Source organism: Leifsonia sp. HAY1-4F (assembly GCF_056755275.1).
Genome location: NZ_JBNDHX010000298.1, coordinates 1 through 271 on the forward strand (window position 1 = coordinate 1; position 271 = coordinate 271).

The window sequence follows — 271 nt, forward strand, 5'->3', positions numbered from 1 at the left end:
GTCCCGAGAAATACTTCTCCCAGACCTCTTCGCCCTGCTGGTTTAACTTAATCAAATGATAGTCGTATCCATTGTTTTGCTGTACGGCCCCTGAGGCTCTCGAAAGGGTGGTCCCTGAGGTTCTCGAAGGGATAGAACTGCCGGTTATCAAATATTGCTGGTCGATGGTTGTGGTGATCTGGGAAAGAAAATCCTGTGTTGATGATTTGATGTCTTTCTGCCAGACTAATTCTTGGGCTTGAATAGCCAAGGCAGAGCATAAGAACAATGC

General features: G+C 46.5%; 1 protein-coding gene. It reads right to left on the bottom strand.

Annotated elements, in window-relative coordinates:
• On the bottom strand, positions 1-250 hold a 250-nt coding region (locus ACPYOG_RS19585), incomplete at its 3' end, for a hypothetical protein (RefSeq protein WP_481295790.1).
• Positions 251-271 lie beyond the last annotated feature (21 nt).